13 protein-coding genes are annotated in these 16,093 nt (G+C 70.7%); 7 read left to right on the top strand and 6 right to left on the bottom strand.

The features are described 5' to 3' along the window. Positions 1–76: 76 nt before the first annotated feature. A complete protein-coding gene (locus ENSA5_RS20890; RefSeq protein WP_106393441.1) occupies positions 77–265 on the bottom strand; it encodes a hypothetical protein in 189 nt (62 codons plus the stop codon). A gap of 280 nt (positions 266–545) precedes the next feature. Further along, positions 546–1,061, bottom strand: a complete 516-nt coding sequence (gene tsaE, locus ENSA5_RS20885) for a tRNA (adenosine(37)-N6)-threonylcarbamoyltransferase complex ATPase subunit type 1 TsaE (RefSeq protein WP_219906825.1) — start codon at positions 1,059–1,061, stop codon at positions 546–548. A gap of 48 nt (positions 1,062–1,109) precedes the next feature. Between tsaE and ENSA5_RS20880 the strand changes: the two genes are divergently transcribed. From ENSA5_RS20880 to ENSA5_RS20860, 5 genes are all read left to right on the top strand, one after another. Further along, complete coding sequence (locus ENSA5_RS20880) at positions 1,110–3,359, top strand: M1 family metallopeptidase (protein ID WP_106393440.1); 2,250 nt, start codon at positions 1,110–1,112, stop codon at positions 3,357–3,359. A gap of 2 nt (positions 3,360–3,361) precedes the next feature. Further along, positions 3,362–4,177, top strand: a complete 816-nt coding sequence (locus ENSA5_RS20875; RefSeq protein ID WP_106393439.1) for a hypothetical protein — start codon at positions 3,362–3,364, stop codon at positions 4,175–4,177. A gap of 43 nt (positions 4,178–4,220) precedes the next feature. Beyond that, complete coding sequence (locus ENSA5_RS20870; RefSeq protein WP_181197998.1) at positions 4,221–6,311, top strand: VWA domain-containing protein; 2,091 nt, start codon at positions 4,221–4,223, stop codon at positions 6,309–6,311. Between the two features lie 108 nt (positions 6,312–6,419). Continuing rightward, positions 6,420–8,855, top strand: a complete 2,436-nt coding sequence (locus ENSA5_RS20865) for a pyruvate formate lyase family protein (RefSeq protein ID WP_106393437.1) — start codon at positions 6,420–6,422, stop codon at positions 8,853–8,855. Next, positions 8,852–9,382, top strand: coding sequence for a hypothetical protein (locus tag ENSA5_RS20860; protein WP_106393436.1), 531 nt, complete (start codon positions 8,852–8,854; stop codon positions 9,380–9,382). The genes ENSA5_RS20865 and ENSA5_RS20860 overlap by 4 nt, the downstream gene beginning before the upstream one ends. On the opposite strand, the gene ENSA5_RS20855 is transcribed toward ENSA5_RS20860, so the two are convergent. The 4 genes from ENSA5_RS20855 to ENSA5_RS39300 all read right to left on the bottom strand — a co-directional run bounded on the left by ENSA5_RS20855 (position 9,354) and on the right by ENSA5_RS39300 (position 14,721). Then, positions 9,354–9,728 (bottom strand): response regulator, encoded by a 375-nt coding sequence (locus ENSA5_RS20855; RefSeq protein WP_106393435.1) that lies wholly within the window; start codon positions 9,726–9,728, stop codon positions 9,354–9,356. The genes ENSA5_RS20860 and ENSA5_RS20855 overlap by 29 nt on opposite strands. Next, the gene (locus ENSA5_RS20850) at positions 9,725–12,166 is read right to left on the bottom strand and encodes a response regulator (protein ID WP_181197997.1); all 2,442 of its coding nucleotides are present in this window, start codon (positions 12,164–12,166) and stop codon (positions 9,725–9,727) included. The genes ENSA5_RS20855 and ENSA5_RS20850 overlap by 4 nt, the downstream gene beginning before the upstream one ends. A gap of 343 nt (positions 12,167–12,509) precedes the next feature. Further along, a complete protein-coding gene (locus ENSA5_RS20845) occupies positions 12,510–14,594 on the bottom strand; it encodes a hypothetical protein (protein WP_106393433.1) in 2,085 nt (694 codons plus the stop codon). 1 nt (position 14,595) lies between these two features. Then, positions 14,596–14,721 carry a hypothetical protein gene (locus ENSA5_RS39300; protein WP_258182945.1) on the bottom strand — a complete coding sequence of 42 codons (126 nt, stop codon included), beginning with the start codon at positions 14,719–14,721 and terminating at the stop codon, positions 14,596–14,598. Between the two features lie 183 nt (positions 14,722–14,904). On the opposite strand from ENSA5_RS39300, the gene ENSA5_RS20840 reads away from it, so the two are divergent. Then, positions 14,905–15,408, top strand: coding sequence for a hypothetical protein (locus ENSA5_RS20840; protein WP_181197996.1), 504 nt, complete (start codon positions 14,905–14,907; stop codon positions 15,406–15,408). 346 nt (positions 15,409–15,754) lie between these two features. After that, positions 15,755–15,892, top strand: coding sequence for a hypothetical protein (locus ENSA5_RS37985; protein ID WP_181197995.1), 138 nt, complete (start codon positions 15,755–15,757; stop codon positions 15,890–15,892). The last annotated feature ends 201 nt before the right edge of the window (positions 15,893–16,093 follow it).

Below are 16,093 nucleotides of genomic sequence, written 5' to 3'. Positions count from 1 at the left end.
CGCCCGAGCCCCTAGCTCCTAGGGTCTCGCGCGCGCCCGGTCAAACGCGCCTTTGACGACGCGCCTCGACGGTGGTCTAGAGATCGTGGGGACGAACGGTGCTGCGGCCGTTTTGGGTGCAGCGGTTGATCGCCGCCTGGAGCATCGCGTGGACCTGCTCCGAAACGGCGGCCACCAGCTCGCCATCGCTGCGCAGGCCGGCCGCGCGGACGACCTCCTTGACCTTCGAGCCTACGACGACGATTTCCTTGGGTTTGTTGGCCATGACGGGGGACCTCTCGTGTGCTGGGAGCGTGCGTGGGATTGCTGAGGGTGTGCGTCCGTGTTCGCTGATGCGACGAACGCGATGCGGCGCACCATAAACGGGCGAGGCCCGGCTTTGCAAAGGCAAATTCGGCCGCCAGGGCCCGGTCAGCGGGTCCAGGCGAGGATCGGCGCCATCGAAGCGCCGCCTCGCGCGCCTCCAACGCGATGAAATCAGCCAATTTTCTGGCCGCGGCCCCCGGCCCGCCGACCTGGCGCCAGCCACCGCTGGAGGCGCTTGCTCACTGGTCTTCGAGCGCCGCCGCGAAGCCGGCCACGACCTCCGGAGACCAACGCGTGCCCACCCCACGGACCGTGAGCCGACGGAGCTCGGCCCGACCGGCGACCCGAGCCAGGCCAATCGTGAGCTGTTGCTTCGGTGGGTCGGCCCACAGCTCGGACCACTCGACGACCAGCACGCGCCCGGGCCCGGGGAGCTCGTCATGCTCGAGCCCCAGGGCCTCGAAGGCGGCGCCGCCGACCGGGCCGCCCTCGCCGAGCCGAAACAGATCCACGTGGACCAGACCGACGCGGCCCGGGTGGATCATGCAGACCGTGTAGGTCGGGCTGCACACGCGCTCGGGTCGCGCGACCCCGAGGCCGCGGGCGAGCGCCCGAACCAGCGTCGTCTTGCCCGCGCCCATCTCTCCGCGCAAGAGCACGACGTCGCCGCCGCGCAGCTCGGCGCCGAGCGCCTCGGCCCATCGGCACATGTGGGGCTCGTCTAGTTCGTGGGCGAATTCGTTGCGCGCGTCCATCGTCTCGCGATTGCACCCCCGCAAACACGGGTGTACCCATGCCCAAGCATGCCCCCTACGAACGCGCTGTCCACCGCGCTCGCGGCCCTGATCGGGCCTGTGCTCGGGCTCGTGGGGCTGGGCTGCGACGACGAGGTACCGAGCTTTCGCGCGGTCGACGAGCCCGAACAGGCCCTGCGGCCCGAGTCGGCGCGCGGCGTGATCCCCGAGGACGCGCACATCGTCGACTACTGGATCGACGCCCGCCTCGACGAGATCACCCACGAGATCCACGGGACCCTGCGCATGTCGTGGCGCAACGCGACCGCGCGCACCGTCGACCGCCTGCCCTTTCATCTGTACATGAACGCGTTCCGGGCCGAGGACAGCGAGTGGATGGCCGCGGCCCGCGGCAGCCACCGCGGCCAGAAGTTCGCGCCCGGGCGCTGGGGCTTCACCTCGGTCGAGCGTGTCGAGCTGCTCGGGCGCACGCCCCCGCGAGACGCGCTCGCCCTCGAGCAGACCCCGCCCGAGCCCGGCGTCGCCCTGAGCTACGCCGAAGACGACGACCCGACCACCATGACCGTGACCTTGCCCGAGCCCGTCGGCCCCGGCGAGTCGGTGGTCCTCGAGCTCGAGTTCACCACGCGCCTGCCCCAGGTGTTCGCGCGGACCGGCTACTACGGCGACTTTCACATGGCCGGGCAGTGGTTCCCGAAGATCGGCGTGCTCGAGGAGGCGGCGGGCTGGCAGGCCCACACCTTCGGCCTGTTCTCGGAGTTCTACGCCGACTTCGGCGACTACGAGGTCTTCCTCGACGTCCCGGCCGACTACGTGGTCGGGGCCTCGGGCGTGCGCGTCGACGAGCAGCAGCCGAGCGATGATCGCAAGCGCCTCCACTACCGGGCCCAGATGGTCCACGACTTCGCCTGGGTCGCCGATCCCAACTTCATCGAGCACTGGGGCGAGTACGAGGGCATCCGCATCCGCCAGCTGATCCAGCCCGAGTTCGTCGACGACGCCGTCGTCCACCTCGAGGCCCAAGCGCACGCCCTCGCCAGCATGGAGGCCCGCTTTGGCCCCTACCCCTGGTCCACGATCACGATCGTCCACGTGCCCAAGGGCGCCGCGGGGGCCGGGGGCATGGAGTACCCGACCCTCTACACGACCTCGAACATCGCCAAGGCCGACAAGCTCCCGGCCTGGCTCCTGCGCGAGCGGCTCACGGGCGTGTTCACGACCGTCCACGAGTTCGGGCATCAGTACTTCCAGGGCCTGCTCGCCTCGAACGAGCACGCCCAGCCCTGGCTCGACGAGGGCCTGAACACGAGCGCGAACCAGCTGGTCTACTGGGACGCCTACGGCGAGGATCCCTGGGTCGCGCAGGTCTTCGGACACGCGCTCACGACCAAGGACCTCATCGCGCTCTCGCTGATCCAGACCGGCGACCGCGACCCCCTCGATCAGCCCGCCGATCGCTTCGATCCCCTGGTCGGTTCCTACGGCACGGTCACCTATCAAAAGACCGCGGCGGTGATGCTGACCCTGCGCGAGCTGTGCGGACGCGAGCCCTGGGATCGGGCGATGACCCGCTACACCCAGGAGGCTCGCTTTCGTCACCCCGACGGCCAGCTGCTCGAGCGCACCCTGGTCGAGGAGATCGGCGGCGAGGACGGCCGCCTGGCCCTGGTCGGGGACGGCGGCCCGGGCACGGTCTGGCTCGACGTCCAGGACTACCTCGACCTCGGCCTGCGCGGCGCGGCGATCGCCGACTTTCGCCTGATCCGAGTCGGCAACCAGCCCCTGATCGGCGGCGCGGGCTGGCACCCCCGGGGCCCAGACGAGCCCCTGCCGCCCGAGCCTCCGCAGGCCGTGCTCGAGACCCAGCGGGCCCTCGCCAGCTTGTTCGGCCACGCGCCCCCGATCGGCCCGCCCGAGTGGACCCTGGCCGAGCGCTCCGACAGCCGCGACAACAAGGTCACCCGGCTCGGCGACGCCGAGGTCGAGGGCTTCGTGATCGTGCAGCGGCGCTCGAGCTTCCGCGTGCCCGTGGAGGTCCTGGTCGAGTTCGATGACGGCGAGCGCAGCACCGTGGTCTGGGACGGGCAGGCCGACCATCACCGCTTCGAGTTCCCCGGCCGCCGCGTGACCCGGGCGATCGTCGATCCGCGCATGCAGCTGCTGATCGAGCCGCGCAAGCTCGACAACGCGGCCTGGGCCGAGCACCACAAAGATCCGCCGACCGAGCCGCTCTCGACCTGGCTCGGCGACATCGACGAGGCCGCGAATCTCGCCGTCCTCGGGGGGCTGGGGATCTGAGCGTGGACGCCAGCTCCGAGGCCCCCGAGTCCGCTGGCCGAGGGCGCCGTCACACCTGGCCGCTGCGGGCGCTCGCGCGCGTGGTCATGGCGCCGGGCTTCGTGCTCGCGCTGTGGGCCGCGCAGCTGCTGCTGGCCAAGCTGCTCGCCGGGCCCGGGCGCGCGGCGGCGGAGGCCGCCATGCGCAACTTCACGTGGTTCGACGACGGGCATCGGCTGCGCGCGGTCACCGAGCTGCTGATCGAAGAGCCGGCCGTCGCCGCCGCGATCGCCACGAGCCTCAGCGCCAGCGCGGTCCTGGCCGCGGTCTTCTCGGTCGTCGCGGCGCCGCCGATCCTGACCCGCCTCGACGGCGAGCGCTCGCTGGCCTGGATCTTCGGGTCCGCCGGGCGCGAGCTGCCCGCCATGGTCGTCCAGTCGGGCTACGGGCTCGTGTTTCGGGCCCTGTGCACCTCGCTGGCGGCGGTCCCGGTCGCGCTGCTCGGCGCGGGCGGGCTCCCGCTGGCGCTGCTCCTGGCCAGCTTCCCGCTCCTGGTCCTCGATCGGGCGAGGGCGGCGGTCGTCCTCGACGACGCCCGGCCCCTGCACCCCATGACCTTCCTGCGCGCGATCGGGCACGTGGCCAAGCGTCCGCTGTGGTGGCTGAGCGGGGCGCTGATCGAGTCGCTCAAGCTCGCGGTGGTCGTCGGCGCGCTCGCGCTGGTGATCCAGGCCGGCCCGAGCCCGGGCGGGATCTGGGTCGCGCGCGCGGCCGGGCTCGCGGGGCTGATCTTCGGCCTGTGGCGGGTCGCGCTGGCCGTCGAAGATCGCCGCGCCTGAGGCCCTCGGGAACTTGTCACAGGTCGCCCTGTCATGGGCCCCTGTGCGCCCTCAGCATGCCCGGTTCCCCCTCGTGGCCCTCGCCGCGACCCTCGCCTGGACCCCCTTGGCCCGGGCGCACGACCCGGTCCCGGGGACGGCCGGAGTCGACGAGCAGGACCACCAGATCGAGATCTCGGTCGCCCGCGAAGGCGCGACGCTGCGCGTGACCCGGTCGATGTTCAACTCCGGTCTGCTCCACGCCGAGGTCGAGCTGCCGATCCCCCTGCCCTGCGCGGCGACCCTCGGCGACGTCAAGCTTCGAGCCCCAGACCAGTCGGGCGCGGCGAGCTGGGTGTCCGCCGAGCTGCTCGACGAGGCCGAGGCGGCGCGGCGCTGGGCGCTGGCGCTCGAGGGGCCCGCGGACGGCGCCCCCACGGTCCTCAACGCCGACACCGCCGTCCACGTGACCCGCGAGGACTACGCCTGCGAGGCCGAGCTGTCGATCTACCCGATCCCGCCGCTGCACTCGCGGACCGTGTCCTACGAGGTCTTCATGCCCAGCACCTACGTCGAGGGTCGCTACCTCGTCGAGCTGCCGAGCTTCGACGCCTACGGGCGCACGGCGACCGTCGAGCTCCGCGGAGCTCGCGACCCCGCGCTCGCCGTCAGCGTCGATGGCCGGGCGCTGGGCTCGGCGGGCACGACCCTCGACGGCGCGAGCGTCCACACGATCGAGCTCGCGCCCCACGACCGCGGCCGCGGCCAGCTCAGCGCCGTCGACCTCGACCTGCCCGGGCTGGTCGAGCGCGCGCCCGCGGCCGCGGCCAGGCTCGTGGCCAGCCCCGACGAGCCCGCCCTCGGCCGCGTGCTCCTGGCCGACTTCGAGGCCCCGAGCGTCCTCGCCCAGCTGCCCCCGGTGCGCCGCGTGGTCGTGCTGGTCGACGCCTCGCGCTCGCTCAGCGACAGCTCGCGCCGCGAGCTGACCGAGCTCGCGGCCGCCTACCTCGAGCAGCTCGCTGCCGATCCCGCCCAGCCGACCCGGACCGAGCTCGTGGTCTTCGATCGGACGCCGCGCCGCATCTACCACGACTTCGTGCCCGCGGCCTGGGCCGCCGAGGATCTGGCCAAGCTCGAGATCGAGGTCCGCAACGGCAGCGAGCTCGGCGCGGCCATGAGCTTCGCCCGCGAGCTGCTCGCCTCACCTGCGGCGGCCGACGGGGCCGACTGGGTCATCGTGCTCAGCGACCTCTACCTCCGGCAGGATTTCTCGGTCGACGAGCAGCGAGCCGCGAGCGCGGCGTCGAGCGAGCGGATCCACATCCTCCAGGCAAGCGACAACTCATCCGAGGGCTTCGGACCCGCGGCCGCCGACGCGCCCTGGCTCGCGGTCGCGCGCGAGGGCGGGGGCATGCTGTGGGAGGTCAGCTCGAGCTCGCTCGGCGACGAGCCCGCCCGTGAGCTGATCAGCCCGACCCGCGTCTGGTCGCTGACCCTCGCGCTCGAGCTGCGCGACGGTCAGCGCCTCGAGCACCCCCTCGGCCGCTGGCTCGGCGCCGGCGCGGCCCGGCGCTACGCCGAGTTTCGCCACCCGGGCGCGGCCCTCGAGCGCGCGACCCTCTTCGGTGAGGTCTGGGGTCAGCGGCGAGCCTGGACCGCCACACCGAGCGAGGCCGCCGGGCGTCGAGCCGCCGGCCGCCTCGCTAGCGACGAGTCCGACAACCCGCTCTCGGACGCCGCTCGCGCCGCGCTGGCCTTCTACGCCGAGGTCGTCTCCCCCTTCACCTCGGCCTGGGCGGAGGCGAGCTTCGACGGGTCGGCCCCGGCCCAGGCCCCGTACATCGGTGGCCTCGGCCTGCACGGCGTCGGGAGCAGCTTCAGGTGCGGGGGCGCCGGCAGCTTCGGCCGCCGCGGCAGCTCGCACCGAAGCGCGCTTCGGACCCTGGCCCAGACCGTGATTGACAGCTGCGCCGCTCGACGCGGCAGCTTCGAGTTCGAGACCACCGACCTCGAGATCGTCGCCGTCGTCAGCCCCAACCGCTGCGTGGAGGCCAAGCTGTGGGACCTCAACCTCGCCAGCACGCGCTCCGAGGGCCGCAAGCGCCTGGCGATCACCTACGCGGACGGCACGATCACGGACCTCGTCGTTCGCTAGCAGCCCACCGCAAAAAACACGCGGCGCCGGACCACGCGCGGAACAACCCGCTGGCGACCGAGGCGGGACGCCGCAGCTGTTCGAGTCATCCTGGCCCCAGCGCCAGGTATGTCTTCATCGGCCCGAATCACGACGATCACAGCCCCGCTCGAGCGTGATCGAATCACCCTGTCCGACCACCGCCTCGCCCACGTGACCCTGGCCTCGATGCCTCGCGTCGCCCGGCTCCGGGCCCGCCAGCTCGAGGCCAAGGCCGAGATCTGTATCGAGCGCGCCAAGCTGATCACCGAGTACATGACCGAGCTCGCCGACGCCCACGCGCCCGCCGCGATCGTCGTCGCCCGGCGCGTGCGTCACTACCTGTCCCGCCGCCAGGCGATCTTCCGCGACGACAACCTCCTGGCCGGGTCGACGACCTCCAAGCAGCTCGGCGCGCCCATCTACCCCGAGCTCCTCGGCCTCTCGATCTGGCCCGAGCTCGACACGATCAGCGCCCGCGCGACCACCCCTCAGCGCCTCAGCGCGGCCGAGATCGAGACCCTCAACCTCGAGGTCTTTCCCTACTGGATCGACGAGACCGTGATCGAGATCCTCCGCGCGCGCCTCGGCAAGCCCCCGCCCTTGTGCCTGCGCCTGCTCGAGAAGCTCACCTTCTACGCCTGCGGCAAGGTCGGCGGCGTGTCCCACTGCGTGCCGCGCCATGAGCGAGTCCTCCACGAGGGCATGGACGCGCTCATCGCCGAGGCCCAGGCCCGCGAGCTCGACATCGAGCTCTCGCGCGAGCTCGGAGACGCCGACGCCGAGGCTCAGGTCGTGTTCTATCAGGCCGCGCAGCTGGCCCTGCGCGGCGCGATCGAGCACGCGACCGCGTTGGCCTCGAAGGCCCGGGCGCTCGCGCGCGCGGCGACCGATGGGACCACGCGCCGCGAGTACGAGGCCCTCGCCGAGGTCTGCTCGCGGGTCCCGGCCAAGCCCGCCCGCAGCTTCCGCGAGGCGCTCAACTCGCTGTGGCTCAACCAGATCGCGCTCCACGCCGAGAACGCCAACCTCGGCCTGAGCCCCGGCCGCCTCGACCAGGTCTTGTGGCCCTTTTATCAGCGCGACGTCGCGGCCGGGCGGCTGACCCCCGCGCAGGCGGTCGAGCTGTGCTGCTGCCTGTGGCTCAAGTTGACCGACAACACCGCGCTGATGACCGAGACCGCCGAGTTGCTCGGCGGCGGCGTCGGCTCGACTCCGGCCCTGACCCTCGGTGGGGTCGACGGGCACGGCCGCGACGCGGTCAACGATCTGACCTACGTGTTGCTCCGGACCGCCGAGCTCATGGCTCTGCCCGCGCCCGTCGTCAACGCCCGCTACTGCTTTGACGTCAACGATCTGCGCTATCGCGATCGCCTCGTCGAGGTCATCGTCAACGCCGACGCGAGCGTGGCGATCCACAGCGACGTCGCCGACATCGAGACCTTGATCAATCAGGGCCAGCGCCCCGAGCACGCCCGCGACTACGCGATCGTCGGCCGCGCCGCGCTCGTGAGCAGCGGTCGCGACTACGCCGCCGCGTCGGCGATCACGCTCAACCTCGCCCAGGCCGTGGACCTGACCCTGTTTCAGGGCAAGACCTCCCGCGGCCCCGAGCAGATCGGCCCCTACACGCCCGATCCCCGCGAGTTCAGCGGCTACGAGGACTTCTGGGCCGCCTTCGCAACCCAGCTCCGCGCTCAGATCGAGCGCGCGATCGAGATCAACGAGCTGCTCAGCCGTGTCCATCAAGACCTGCTCCCGACCCCGCTGCTGTCGACCCTGTTCGAGGGTCCGCTCGCGCTCGGCCGCGATCTGCTCCGCGGCGGCGCGGTCTACAATTCGTCGGGCGCGACCCACGTCGCGTTTCCCGAGGTCTGCGACTCGCTCAACGCGATCGAGGTCGCGGTGTTTCGCGACGGCCGCGCGACCATGGCCGAGCTGATCGAGGCCGTGCGCAGCGACTTCGCGCCGCCCTACACTCAGCTCCGCGATGACCTGGTCCACAACATGCCGCGGCTGGGGACCGGCGACCCCGTCGCCCTGCGCAACTCGAATCGGCTGCTCGACCTCATCTACGACGTCTACCAGTCCCACACCAACTACCGCGGCGGGCCCTACCGCCCGGCCTACTGGACGACGAGCCACGTCAGCCACGGCGAGCTGTTTGGGGCCCTGCCGAGCGGACGCAGGGCCAGGCGGCCCTTCAACCCCGGGATCACACCAACCATCGCCGCGACGCCCGGGGGCACCGGGGCCCTGCATGAGCTCCTCGACGCCCTCGCCTCCTTCGACAGCAGGTCGATCCCGGGCGGCGCGGCGGTCGAGCTCGAGCTCGGCCCGCCGCGCCCCGGCGAAGACCGGCGCCTCTACCTCGAGCGCTTCGCGACCCTGGTCGAAGACTACTTTCGCCAGGGCGGGATGCAGGCTCAGTTCCACCTCCGAGCGCAGCCCTCGCGCCCGCACTGCGACCTCGAAACTGGCGCCGTGATCTCGCGGCTGCCCTGGTCTTCGGAGCGCCGACGATGAGCTGGCTGCGCTCGCTCAGCGACCGCTGGCGCACGCTGTGGGCCAAGCTCTCGATCCATCGGGCCCAGACCAAGCTCAGCGCGTGCCTCGCGTCCGCGACCCTCGACGAGCTGCCCGAGCTGCTCCTGCGCCTGCTCAGCCTCCGCGTCCGGGTCGACCCGGCGTTTCGGCGCAACGTCGAGGGCTGCGAGGTCTCCTATGTGCTCCGGACCGAGGACCGCTCGGTCCTGCTCTCGGCGATCATCGGTCGCGGCGACCTCGAGGTCCGAACCGGCGCGATCAACAACCCCGACGTCGAGCTCGTGTTCGAGGACAACGAGGCCCTCGAGCGACTGCTGTGTCGGCCCGGGCCTCGACCCGAGCGCGAGCTCGTCGCGGCGATCATCCGCGACGAGCTCCGCTACCTCGGCAACCCCAACTACCTCAACAAGCTGGCCTACCTGACCCGGCAGCTGATCCGCGAGCTTCAGGCCCCGGCCGCGCCAGCGCGGGCCGAGATCAGGCCCGCGCCGCCAGCAGCTGCGTGATCGCGTCGAACAAGATCGACTCGTCGATGATCGGCTTGCTGACGTAGGCGTCAAAGCCCTGAGCGAGGAAGCTCTCGCGGTCGTCGGGCATCGCGTGCGCGGTCAGGGCGATGACCGGGATCCCCTGCAACGCCGGGTTGGCCCGCATCCGCGCGAGGACCTCGGTCCCGGTCATCTTCGGCAGCGAGATGTCGAGCAACACGACGTCGGGCGGCGAGGCCTCGATGCCCGCGAGCCCGACGACGCCGTCGGGGTACTCGTCGATCTCGTGCAGGTCCGACAACAGCGCGTCGAGCAGCATGCGGTTGTCCTCGTTGTCTTCGACGATTGCAATTCGAGTCTTCATGAAGGGGCCTCCTGGCCGATTACGAGTGAGATGACCTGCTCGAGCCGACCCTCGAGGTCGCTGCCCTTGCGCAGCACGGCCGCCGCGCTGCTGACCTGCGTGTGGGCTTCGGTGTCTTGAGGATCGAGCGCGGTGCACACGACGACGGGCAGCTCGGCGAAGTCCGAGTCGGCCCGAACCCGCGCGAGGACCTCGAACCCGTCCATGTTCGGCATGCAGATGTCCAAGAGCATGAGGTCCGCGCCGTGATCATGCAACGAACGCAGGGCTTCGAGGCCATTGGCCGCCTCGCTGGTCTCGACGCCCATATCGCGCAACATCACACACAACATCTCGCGGGTGTCGCCGTCGTCGTCGACGACGAGCACCCGGCGCCGCGGGCCGAGCTGCGCCGCGATGGTCTCGACGAGCTCCTCGTGATCGACGGGCTTCTCGAGCACCGCGGCCGCGCGCGAGCCTTCGCTGGCGCCGTCGACGTAGGCGCTGAAGATCACGACCGGCACGTGGCGCAGGCGCGGGTGCTTGGACAGCCGCCGGATCACGTCGCGACCGTCGGCGTCGGGGAGCTGGAGATCGAGCACGATCAGCTCCGGGTTCACGGCGTTGGCCACGGCCAGGCCCGACTCGGCCGTGTCGGCCGTGACCACCCGCGCGCCGATCTCGGTCACGGCCTTCGACACCAGCAGCCGGGCGTCGTTGTCGTCTTCGATGATCAGCACCGTGCGGCCATCGGCGCTCGAGGCCGCGGCTCGCGGGCTCGCGGAGCCCGAGCGCTTGGACCCGGGCTCGTGGACCCGCGGCGGCTCGTGGACGGCGTCCGCGGCCCCCGGCTCGATCTTGATGAAGAAGGTTGTGCCAACGTCGACGACGCTCGAGAACCCGAGCTCGAAGTCGTGGAGCTCGGCGAGCGAGCGCGAGATCGCCAGGCCGAGCCCGGTCCCGTCGTAGGTCCGGGCCCCGCCCTCGCTGACCTGGCGAAAGGCCTCGAACACCACGTCGTACTGATCGACAGGGATCCCGATGCCGCTGTCGGCCACATCGATCCGCGCGACCCGGGTTGGGTCGCGCGCGTCGACCACGACCCGGAGCTCGATCCGCCCCTGGCTCGTGAACTTGTTGGCGTTGCCGACCAGGTTGATGAGGATCTGCTTGAACCGGCGCGCGTCGGCGCGGAAGGGCTCGAGCCCGGGCGGGACCACGACCTCGAGCGTGTTGCCGGCCGCCGCGATCGCCCCCTGGAGCTCGTCATGGATGGCGTGGAGCAGCTGCTCGGCGTCGACATCGACGATGTCGAGCACCGTCTGGCCGGCCTCGATCTTGGACAGGTCGAGGAGATCATTGATCAGCGCGAGCAGGTGGAAGCCGTTCTTGCCGATCCTGTCGAGGTAGATCAGCTCCTTGGCGTCGAGGTTGCCGCGCTTGTTCTTGCTCAGGATGTTGGTGAAGCCGATGACCGAGTTGAGCGGGGTCCGCAGCTCGTGGCTCATCTTGGCCAAGAAATCGGACTTGGCCCGGTTGGCGTCGTCGGCCGCCTTGCGGGCGGCGAGGAGCTCACCCTCGCGGGCCTTGAGCTCCGTGACATCGCGAGCGACCGCGAGCAGGACCTGGTGGTCGAGGTCGGGCGCGGTCGTCCACGCCAGCCACCGATAGTCGCCCGAGCTCGTCTGGTAGCGGTTCTCGAACTGGACAGTGATGTGATCGCCCTGGCCGAGCGCCGCCGCCTCGGCCAGGGTCGCCTCGCGGTCCTCGGGGTGAACGAAGTCGATGAAGGGCCGGGCGCACAGCTCCTCGTTGGTCCAGCCCAAGGTCGCGGTCCAGGCCGGGTTGAGCTCCTGAAAGTAGCCGTCCATCCCGGCCACGCACAGCATGTCGAGGGAGACCTCGAAGAAGCGCCGACGTACGCGCTCGGCCCGGGCAGCCTCGACCTCGGCGGCCTCGCGCGCGCGCTGAGCTTGGCGAAGCTCGAGCTGCCGAACCACGACCCGCGACAGCGCCTCGAGCAGCTCGAGCTGTTCGGTCGAGAGCGTCCGCGGCTCGTGGTCGATGACGCACAGCGAGCCGAGGGTGAAGCCATCGTTGGTCTCGAGCGGCGCGCCAGCGTAGTAGATCACCCGCGGCTCATCCACGACCAGCGGGTTGTCGGCGAAGCGCTCGTCGTTGCGCGCGTCCTCGACGATCATCCGCTGCCCGGTCTCGACCACGTGGCCACAAAAAGCGACCTCCTTCGGGATCTGGGCCGCGTCGAGCCCGACCCGCGCCTTGAACCACTGCCGGTGGTCGTCAACCAGCGAGACCAACGCGATCGGCGTGCCACAAATGTGGGCCGCGAGCCGGACGACCTCGTCGTAGGGCAGCTCGGGATCCGTATCGAGGATCTCGTAACGAGCGAGCGCGATGAGGCGCTCCTGCTCGTTGTCAGGGGGCTTGGGTTTTCGCATCGCGCAGACACAGCACTCTAACAAGATCCGCCGCGAGTCCCCTGAACTCATTGAGTTCTTCACGAATACCGGACACGTGGCCCCAGATTTCCCCACACCTCGCGCACTCCATGGACACCGAGAACTGAGTTGGAGCGCCCTTCAAGGGCCACACGCAGACCTCAGGGTCGTGGTGGTTTTTTCAGCAGCCTGCCAGTCTTCAAGAGGCCTTTCGAAAAGGCCCCTCGCTGCGGCGGCGAAGCCCTTCAGCTGACCCAAAACGCTCGCCTCACGGCTCGTATTCGCCCTAGATCACTCAGCTTTTTGAGTTCAGCGCTTGTTCTGGGGCTAGCACCCCGGGGTGCTAGACCTCATGAAGATCAAAGCCAAGGCGCAACCGACGAGCTTGCCACTCGCGATCGAGTAACACGAAGTACCCAAACGGCCGGTAGCCATAGCTGGCAGGATCGGTCTCGGGATCCCAGGCCAGCCACGGCCGGGTCGCGTAGTTGACCTGCCCGAGGAACAGGCCCCTCGCGATCTGGACCAGCTCCTCGATCGACGCGGAGGCGGGCGGAGGGTTGCTCAGCGTACGCGGACGATAGTTGAGCTGGTACACCCGCTTGCCGCGGTGGTCCGGGTCGACGCTGCTCGCCGGCTCGGCGGCCGCGAACCAGGCCTTGGCGTCGTAGCCGTGCTCGCGGCGCTCGGTGTCCGAGGCCGGCTCGATCCGCAGCTTCATGGCCTTCATTGCCAAGCCGACCGCCCGCGCTCGGAGGCCACGAAACACGAGCGTGTTGGCGCACAGCTGGTTCGAGCTCACACCGCGCCCGGGGCTCTCGCCGCGCGGGGCGAAGCGCTGGCCAGTCCAGGGTGAGTAGGGCCGGCAGACCCGCCAGGCGAGGTTGAGGCTGTTGACCCCGAAGCCGCCGAGCAGGCCTGGACTGCTCCAGCTGACCACCGCGCCGTCGTAATAGCCGGTCATCGACTCCGGCGCGAGGCCAGCTTGGAACAGTGCGCGGAGCTTGGCGAACACGGGCGAGTCGGTCGTCGGAGAGTGGGCCGCTGCGGCGCTGTAGGACGCGAGCATGCGCAGGACCGAGCCCGCGTCGACCACGTCGCGCTCGACCTGCGCGAGCGCGTCGGGATCGGCGACGTTGGCGGGCGCCTCGGCCAGGGTCAAGGTCGTGAATTTGGCGGGGGGCCGCGGCGTTCGGACGCCCTCGCCAGGTCGCGAGAGCCGGGTCGTGACCGCGGCCAGCGGCATCTGAATGTCCGCGAACAGCCGCCGCGCCGCGACGTTGAGCGCCTGGTCAAACAACAGGAAGTAGCCGAAGCGCTCGTAGCCGTGGTCGTGAGCCGGGGTCGCGGGATCGTAGCGGCGAGTGAGGTGTCGGGTCGCGAGCAGCTGCTGGCCAAGGTACACGCCGTCGGCGATCTCGACGAGCTCCTCGACCAGGAAGGACAGCGGCGGATAGTTGGCGAGGCCGCCGAAGCGGTAGTTGAGACGAAAGACCTCGCGCGGGGTCCCGGCGTGGACCGAGCAGGCGCGGTGGGCCACGAAGCGGTGACCGCTGCGGGCGTGACCGTAGCGCAGCTGCGACTCGATCGAGGCCTCGTCGAGCTGGTCCATGAGCTCGAGCAGCGCCCGCGCGGCGAGGTTGACGGGCGCGTGGCCCCGGCGGCCGAAGTGATTGGCGCCGCGGTAAACCCCGACCTCGTCGGGGATCGCCGTACCCGTGATCTTGCGCCGCTCGCCCTCGGCCAGGGGCGCGAAGCTCTTGCCCGCCCACGCACGGGTCACGCCGACGACCAGGCCCCAGGCCCGGGTGATCCGCCCTCCCCCCGCCGACGCCCCGTCCATGACCAGGCCATAGTGATGGCCGACGAGCCCCTCGGGGACGCTGCCGAGCTCGAACAGCTTGGCCAGCTTGGCCAGCCGCAGGCCGCCCTCCTCACCGTCGCCCCCGGGCTCCCTCGCGTAGCGCCGCATCAGCGCGAACACGGTGCCGCCGCGGCTGAGGTCAGCCCGGATCGCCGGGACCAGCGCGTCGTCGGGGTCGGCGGCGTCGAGGCAGCTCAGCGTCGCGAGGCGGCGGCGGTCGACGAGCTCGATCGTGGCTGGGAGCTCGACGCCCGCGTCGCGGATGGTCGCGGCCGGGATCCGGACGTCGATGACCTCGCTCGGACTCGCGTCGAAGCGAGTGACCCCCTCGGTCGTGTGCAGCACTCGACCTGCGTCGGTCATCACGGTCACGTAGAGATCCCGCGCGTGCTCGACCCGCTGCGCGCAGTCGTAGCCGAGGTGGTAGTCCCCCTCCACGTCGGTCAGCGCGCGCCCGAGGCTCTGGTCGACGTGGCGGCCCCTGTCGAAGGCGAGCACGACGAGCCCCGGGACGCCGACCTCGGTCTCGAGCGCGGTGACGCGGCCTGACAATTCGTGGTCCATCTCAGCGCTGCCGCCCCTCGTCGAGCCCGAGCCCGAGCCCGAGTCCGCGCGCCGCTCGGTCGGCGGCGCCGACCATCTCGAAGGCTCTGTCACCGGTCCGATGCAGACCACTGATGAACAAGAACATGCACCCAGTGAACTACGAAAGCGGGGCGGAGCCTCGCGCAAACGACGCACAGCGAAGCTCGCGAGCCCGCCGGATTTGCGTCGACCGCCACCGCCGGGTCCAAGCTCATGCCATTGCCTCCAGGAGCGAGCCTCGAATGGTCAAAATCATTGCGACGCGGTACGAGAGAGCTCGATGCGCTTCATGGTCGTCGTTCCGATCGCTGTGGTGGTCTTGTGCAGTGGCTGTCCGGAGCCCGAGGCCGAGCCCGAGGCCGAGCCCGCGGCCGACTGCTCGGCGCAGACGCCAAGTGACACCAGCACGCTCCCGGAGCGCGAGCTCGTGCTCGGCGAGGTCGTCGACGGAACCTTCACGCCCTGGGCAGAGGGCGAGCAGGTCACCGCCGTCTACGGCTTTCAGGGCGCGCCCATGATCACTCCGTGGTTTCAGATCCCAGCGACGACGGGCGATGAGGACGGGGCGTGCTGGCACCTGACCTACGAGCACCTCGACGCCGAGGGCGAGGTCAGTGAGGAGCACGGCGCCTACTCTGGCGGCCTCGTGTTCACGCTCGTCGGTGAGGTCATGCGAACCGGACCGTTGTTCGACATCACCTACGCGGACGCCGGCTCGACCGAGCGCCTCCGGGTGACCGTGAGCACGCCCGAGTTCGTCGCGATCGAAGAGCTCTCGATCACCGTCAATTGATCACTCGCTGCTGCGGTCGGCGACCGCGAGCTTGGAGCAGGCGTCGGCGATCCCCTGATCGCAGGACGAGTCGAGCAGCGAGCCGGCGTCCTCGGGGCTGTCCGAGCGCAGCCGAGGCCCCGTTGTTCGCGCAGCGCGGGCGCGGGGGTCGGATCCTCGGCGACCTCGCTCGCCTCGCGGGACATCAGCTCTTCGGGAGGCGACGAGGCCTCTGAAACGCGTCGAGCCAGCATGGCCGCCAGGGGACTTGGCCAGCTCTGCCGGCCCAAACTGGCCATCGGCGGCCATCGGCGGCCATGGACGAGCTGCCGACGAGATCCTAGTTGAATCGCCCCAGGAGCTCGCCATGACCCCCAAGACCAGCCCAAAATTCGCGGCGGCGTTGATCCGAGCCGCCACGCTCGGCCCCTTCATCCGCACGCTGTGCGCCATGCGACGGGGCGAGCTGCGGACCCGCCCCTCGGCCCGCAAGCTCGCCGCGTGAGCCCGGGTGGGCTCCGGGGCGCCATCCCCGCTGCCCTCTCGAGACCAGGCGAGGCGCGCTGAACATGCTACCCTCGCCCCCATGCCGATGCTCGGACTGGCCCTGGCCTCGACCCTGAGCTTCGCGCCTCCGGCTGACGTGGGCGCGGAGGCGCGAAGCTCAGGGTCGAGGCCAGGGCCAGTCCGAGCATCGGCATGGGGG

Origin of the sequence: Enhygromyxa salina, assembly GCF_002994615.1 — a bacterium.
Taxonomy (GTDB): domain Bacteria; phylum Myxococcota_A; class Polyangia; order Nannocystales; family Nannocystaceae; genus Plesiocystis; species Plesiocystis salina_A.
Note: the sequence above shows the minus strand (reverse complement) of the source record. Positions and strands in the feature narration are given on the sequence as shown.

Coding starts and splice junctions, on each gene's coding strand:
- ENSA5_RS20880 (WP_106393440.1), top strand. CDS start 1,110: ATGCCCCCTACGAACGCGCTGTCCACCGCGCTCGCGGCCCTGATCGGG.
- ENSA5_RS20860 (WP_106393436.1), top strand. CDS start 8,852: ATGAGCTGGCTGCGCTCGCTCAGCGACCGCTGGCGCACGCTGTGGGCC.
- ENSA5_RS20850 (WP_181197997.1), bottom strand. CDS start 12,166: ATGCGAAAACCCAAGCCCCCTGACAACGAGCAGGAGCGCCTCATCGCG.
- ENSA5_RS39300 (WP_258182945.1), bottom strand. CDS start 14,721: ATGTTCTTGTTCATCAGTGGTCTGCATCGGACCGGTGACAGAGCCTTC.
- ENSA5_RS20845 (WP_106393433.1), bottom strand. CDS start 14,594: ATGGACCACGAATTGTCAGGCCGCGTCACCGCGCTCGAGACCGAGGTC.
- tsaE (WP_219906825.1), bottom strand. CDS start 1,061: ATGGACGCGCGCAACGAATTCGCCCACGAACTAGACGAGCCCCACATG.
- ENSA5_RS20855 (WP_106393435.1), bottom strand. CDS start 9,728: ATGAAGACTCGAATTGCAATCGTCGAAGACAACGAGGACAACCGCATG.
- ENSA5_RS20865 (WP_106393437.1), top strand. CDS start 6,420: ATGTCTTCATCGGCCCGAATCACGACGATCACAGCCCCGCTCGAGCGT.
- ENSA5_RS20890 (WP_106393441.1), bottom strand. CDS start 265: ATGGCCAACAAACCCAAGGAAATCGTCGTCGTAGGCTCGAAGGTCAAG.
- ENSA5_RS20840 (WP_181197996.1), top strand. CDS start 14,905: ATGGTCGTCGTTCCGATCGCTGTGGTGGTCTTGTGCAGTGGCTGTCCG.
- ENSA5_RS37985 (WP_181197995.1), top strand. CDS start 15,755: ATGACCCCCAAGACCAGCCCAAAATTCGCGGCGGCGTTGATCCGAGCC.